Below are 5,313 nucleotides of genomic sequence, written 5' to 3' on the forward strand. Positions count from 1 at the left end.
TCCACTTTCGCCTCTTTTTTTCTTATTTCACATTTTTTTTGCTTGGGTTAATTCTGGTTGGGGTGGTTGGGCTGGTTTGCGGGCCGCCCGACGCCTCGTTCTTGCCCCAGCCTCACGCCCGGACAAAGGATCCCTCAGGAACCTCGAGGGGATGCCCCACGAACGGCTTCTCGGTAATAATCGATCGCGCGGCTCAAGGCCATCCAGTCGGAGACCAGACAGACGAAGCCGGTTCCCTGGGGCAGGCAGACATAAGGGCCAAGCAGCCATCGGATCCAACGGGCGGGCAGCGGATAACCTGCCGTCTCGATCACCAGGACCGCATGATCATAAAAGGGTTCCACCCATCGCCGATGACGACGAGGGATCTGGGGGAAAAGCTCGGAGAACACCGTTGGCCGGGTATTGCGAATCCGTCGATAAGAGATCCGAAGGGCGAAGAAGGGAGCTCTGAAAACCAGGGCTTCCGGCCTCGGCTCCACCCCAGAAAGCCGGCTTCCGATCTCCGGGATCAACCAGACCCCCAGGACCGCGCCGACCATGATCAGGAGAAGGAAATCCTGCTCCGGCGGCCAGGGATATTCCACCGGTCTGAACAGAGGGAGATAATACAGGCCCAGCGCCAGGAGAGCGGTGAGCAGCGCAGGCCCTCGATACATCCGGGCCAGCCGTCGGTACAGCAGAAAAGGGAACCGACGAGGACGGATCTCCCCCGATCTCCGCCCTTCGAGGGGTGGTCGGATCGCCTCGCGGACACCGCGTAGGGACATGGATGCAGGGACCTCAGGATGAATCTGAGGCTCTCTGGGAATTTCCGTGGGGCTCCACCCAGCGGGACCCAGATATGGGGAGGATGATGGGGTGCGTCCCTAATATCTGGAAACACATCCGATCATCACCACGCAAATTCCCAAAGCGCCTTGACTTTTTGAGGAAAGCGAACGGGGTTGTCTCTCACGACCCTACCCGACCCCAAAATCCCCCACAGCATGGGTCCGTTAATTTAACTCTTGAAGCTCCCCTGTGACCATGAAGATCACTCGCTCCGCGATGTTAGTTACCCGATCGGCGATGCGCTCCAGGTTGTGGGAGATCCAAAGCAACCGAGTGGCCCGGAAGATGGTGCGGGGATCCTGCATCATGTAGGTGATCAACTCCCGGTAAACCTGCTCGTCCAGGGCGTCGACCTCATCATCGCGAGCGGCGGCCGCGCGGGCCTTCTCTGGATCCTGCTCGATATACGCCTCCAGAACCTGCCGTAGCATCTCCTTCGCGATCTGGGCCATGCGAGGGATATCGATCAGCGGCTTCAACAGGGGCTCGTCGGCCATCTCGATGGTCAGCTTGGCGATGCTTTTGGCATGATCGCCCATGCGTTCCAGGTTCGTGGCGCAGAACATCGCCGCGATAATCGCCCTCAGATCACCGGCCATGGGCTGCTGGGTGGCGATGGTCTCCATGCAGGCTTCTTCGATTTGATAGCGCATGCGATTGATCTCTTCATCGAAGGCGATGACCTCCCGGGCCATCTGCACGTCCAGCCGCTTTAGGGCCTCGATACACCGGTCAATGGCCTGCTCCACTATCCCACCCAGCCGCAACACATCCTGGCGGATCGCGCTCAGATCGCGTTCCAGCATCACTCGAGCCTGCATGGGCCCCTCCTCTCCAGATCCTAGCCTGGCTTCCGCATGGTAATGCAGGACCAGATTCCGGTCAAACATGGTTCTCCCCCCACCCCGGGGGAACCTGAAAAGTTTAGATTCAACCAATGCGCCGAACGCCCGCTCATTTACCCTCTTCCCAGCGCTCGATCCAGCGCCGAAGGATGGGCAACAGCTCTGACCGCATGCGATCCCGAATCTCCCGGAACTCCTCCAGCAACCCCTCGTCGTCCCATGGCCATCGTCCCGGATCCGGATATCCCACGTGCATGCGCTCGGCCGGCCCGGGCCAGATCGGACATTCCTCGGCGGCGTCATCGCACACGGTTAGAATCAGATCGAAGGGCTCGTGGAGGAACTCGGTCAGGGACTTGCTACGGTGGCCCGAGATGTCGATCCCGATCTCCTTCATAACCTGGATCGCCAGGGGATGGACATAGCCAGCCGGGCGCGTGCCCGCCGAAAACACCTCCACCTGATCCCCCAGGGCCGCGCGGATCAATCCTTCCGCCATCTGGCTACGCGCCGCGTTGCCCGTGCACAGAACCAGGATCCGCCGTTTACGCTGGACCATGGCCCTCCTATCCGAACCGCCCGGTGATGTAATCCTCGGTTCGCCGATCGCGCGGGCGGGTGAAGATCTGCTGGGTCGGGCCAAATTCGATCAGGCGGCCCACCCGTTCCTCCCCCGCCAGCATGAAGACGGTGTAGTCGCTGACCCGGGCGGCTTGTTGCATGTTATGGGTCACGATGATGATGGTATATTCCCGGGTCAGCTCCCGCATCAGATCCTCGATCTTCATCGTAGCGATCGGGTCAAGGGACGAGGCTGGCTCGTCCATCAGGAGCACCTCTGGCTCGGTGGCCAGAGCTCGCGCAATGCACAGGCGCTGTTGCTGCCCGCCGGAGAGCGTCAGCGCGTTTTGATGGAGCTTATCTTTCACCTCATCCCACAGGGCGGCTGCCCGCAAGCACCGCTCCACGATCTCATCCAGCTTCCGCCGGTCCCGGACCCCGTGGATGCGGGGGCCGAAGGCCACGTTCTCGTAAATGCTCTTAGGGAACGGGTTCGGCTTCTGGAAGACCATTCCGATGCGCCGTCGGACCTCTACCACATCCACATCGGGGGCGTAGATGTTAACCCCCTCGAAGAGGACTTTGCCTTCCACCCGAGCGGAGGGGATGAGATCATTCATCCGATTGAAGCAGCGCAGGAGCGTGCTTTTGCCGCACCCGGAGGGACCGATGATCGCCGTGATCCGGCGACGGGGGATTCGAAGGTTGACCCCTTCAATCGCCGGACGGCCATTATAGTAGACTGTAAGGTTTTGCGCCTCCAGAATGATCTCCTCCATCGCTGGCTTCCCTTTCCCTTATTTAGTGCGCTCAGGGGCAGATCGAATGGTCACCATTGATATCGGCGCTGCAGGCGATTTCGCAGATAGATCGCTAATGCGTTCATGGAGAGCAACACCACCAGCAATATCAGGATGGCCCCCGCCGCCAGGCGGTGGAAACCCTCCTGGGGGCGGGATACCCAGTTGAAAATCTGGATCGGGAGCACGGTGAACTTGTCCAGAGGCCCCCTTGGATCGAAGGCGATGAAGGTGAGCGCCCCGATGGTGATCAGCGGGGCGGTCTCCCCGATAGCTCGGGAAAGAGCCAGGATGATCCCGGTGAGGATCCCTGGGAAGGCCACAGGCAACACCTGGTGGCGGACGACCTGCCATCGGGTAGCCCCTAAGGCGAAGGCCGCCTCCCGCAGGCTCATCGGCACCGCCCGCAGCGCCTCCCGGGAGGCGGTGATCAGGATAGGCAGGATCAGCAGGCTGAGGGTGAGAGCCCCCGCCAGGATGCTCCGTTCCAGCCGCATCCCCCGCACGAAAAGCTCCAAGCCGAGGAGGCCATAGATGATCGATGGCACCCCTGCCAAGTTATTGATGTTCAGTTCGATCAGACGAGTCAACCGATTGCGGGGGGCGTATTCCTCCAGATAGATCGCCGCCGCAATCCCCAGCGGCACCGAGAACAAGGCGGTCAGGGAGATCACCCACAGGGTCCCCAGCAACGCAGAACGGATGCCGGCCTGCTCCGGAAAGCGCGAGGGATAGTTGACGAAGAAACTCCACGATAGAACGCCGAGGCCCCGGCGAGCCACATCCAGTAATAACAGTGTCAGCGCCACCAGGCCAATCGCAGTGGCGGTCAGCGCGATCCCCTCGAAAACCTTCCCGATGAGCTCCCGCCGTTTCCGAAGCTCCATATATGCTCTTCCTCCTTGGAACTCCCAGGTTAAAAAAACGGCAAAGAAACGCCGCCCGAACGGCCTCATGGGCAAGCCCGTTCAACCCGGGATCAGCGATACACCTCGCGATAGCGCTGGATAATCCGAATGGCGATCACGTTCAGGACCAGCGTGAACAGGAAGAGCACCAGGCCCACCGCAAAGATGGTTCGGAACTCCAGGGTGCCGTGAGGGGTATCCCCCAGGCTGACCTGAACGATATAGGCGGTCATGGTCTCGATCGCCCGCCGCGGATCGAGGGTCAGGATCGGGCGCTGCCCGGCCGCAATGGCCACGATCATCGTCTCCCCGATCGCCCGGGAGGCGGCCAGGATGAACGAAGCCACGATCCCAGAGAGGGCCGCCGGGACCGCCACCCGCAGGGCCACCTCCAGGCGCGTGGCCCCCAGGGCGTAAGCGGCCTCCCGAAGCGAGTTGGGCACCGCATACAGTGCGTCCTCGCTGAGGGAAGAGACCAGCGGGATGATCATGATGCCCATGGTGAGGCCCGCGCTGAGCGCGTTAAATGTCTCCAGATTGGGGATCACCCGCTTCAGCAAGGGGGTAACGAACAAGAGGGCAAAGTATCCGTAGACCACCGTGGGAATCCCTGCCAGGATCTCCAGGATGGGCTTGACCGTGGCCCGCACCCGCGCGGGGGCGTATTCGCTCAGATAGATGGCGCTCAGCAGACCTACAGGGATCGCCAGGGCCAGAGCCACCGCCGAGGTGAGCAGCGTCCCCGCCAGCAGCGGCGCGATCCCGAAACGCTTTTGGGCGAAAAGAGGCGTCCACTGGGTGTCCGTGAGGAATTGAACGAGCGAAACCTGCTGGAAAAAGGGAAGGGCCTCGACGAGGAGGACCACAACGATCCCCATTGTTGTGAACACAGAAACCAGGGCTGCAAAGAACAGGAGGCCCTGGATCGCCAGCTCCCCCCATTCCCGCCATCGGGCGGCCATCCCCCGCTGGAGCCGCGCTCGCGTGATGAGCGCCACAGGACGTGTGGTCAACTCCATAGATCCAACCCCCTTTCTGCAGCCTGCCACCAAAGCTGAATGCTCATCTCAGCCGCACCCCATCCCAGCGGCCCCGTAACAATATACCGGATCACCAAGCGCATCACCCTCATGCGCGCTGAGATAGCTGATGACCTGAACGATCCGAGCGAGGAGAACAAACAGACCAGCCCTTCCTAACAACTCCAAATAAAGAATGAAGAGCAAACCCTTAAAGAGGCCCAGGTCAGGCCCTCAGCCTTCGATGCCAAGTCTCTGAAACCCCTTGCGCCCCTCATCGCTCCGCGTTTATTATACATCCGCTGAAGTTTGCCCTTGCCCACGATCCTCACGCATTGGGCTGCCG

General features: G+C 61.0%; 6 protein-coding genes. All 6 read right to left on the reverse strand.

Annotated features, from left to right (window positions below):
• Positions 1 to 134: 134 nt before the first annotated feature.
• Positions 135 to 770 carry a hypothetical protein gene (locus NZM16_RS07715; protein WP_295479723.1) on the reverse strand — a complete coding sequence of 212 codons (636 nt, stop codon included), beginning with the start codon at positions 768 to 770 and terminating at the stop codon, positions 135 to 137.
• 228 nt (positions 771 to 998) lie between these two features.
• Positions 999 to 1,655: a phosphate signaling complex protein PhoU gene (phoU, locus tag NZM16_RS07720; RefSeq protein ID WP_295449614.1), complete on the reverse strand. Its 657-nt coding sequence runs from the start codon at positions 1,653 to 1,655 to the stop codon at positions 999 to 1,001.
• A gap of 133 nt (positions 1,656 to 1,788) precedes the next feature.
• Positions 1,789 to 2,238 carry an arsenate reductase ArsC gene (locus tag NZM16_RS07725; RefSeq protein WP_295449617.1) on the reverse strand — a complete coding sequence of 150 codons (450 nt, stop codon included), beginning with the start codon at positions 2,236 to 2,238 and terminating at the stop codon, positions 1,789 to 1,791.
• A gap of 7 nt (positions 2,239 to 2,245) precedes the next feature.
• Positions 2,246 to 3,019, reverse strand: coding sequence for a phosphate ABC transporter ATP-binding protein PstB (gene pstB / locus NZM16_RS07730; RefSeq protein ID WP_295449620.1), 774 nt, complete (start codon positions 3,017 to 3,019; stop codon positions 2,246 to 2,248).
• Positions 3,020 to 3,069: 50 nt separating this feature from the next.
• A complete protein-coding gene (gene pstA, locus NZM16_RS07735; RefSeq protein WP_295449623.1) occupies positions 3,070 to 3,927 on the reverse strand; it encodes a phosphate ABC transporter permease PstA in 858 nt (285 codons plus the stop codon).
• Between the two features lie 92 nt (positions 3,928 to 4,019).
• A complete protein-coding gene (gene pstC, locus NZM16_RS07740) occupies positions 4,020 to 4,910 on the reverse strand; it encodes a phosphate ABC transporter permease subunit PstC (protein WP_366946186.1) in 891 nt (296 codons plus the stop codon).
• Between the last annotated feature and the right edge of the window lie 403 nt (positions 4,911 to 5,313).

It is taken from the genome of Thermoflexus sp., from assembly GCF_025055495.1.
GTDB lineage: Bacteria > Chloroflexota > Anaerolineae > Thermoflexales > Thermoflexaceae > Thermoflexus.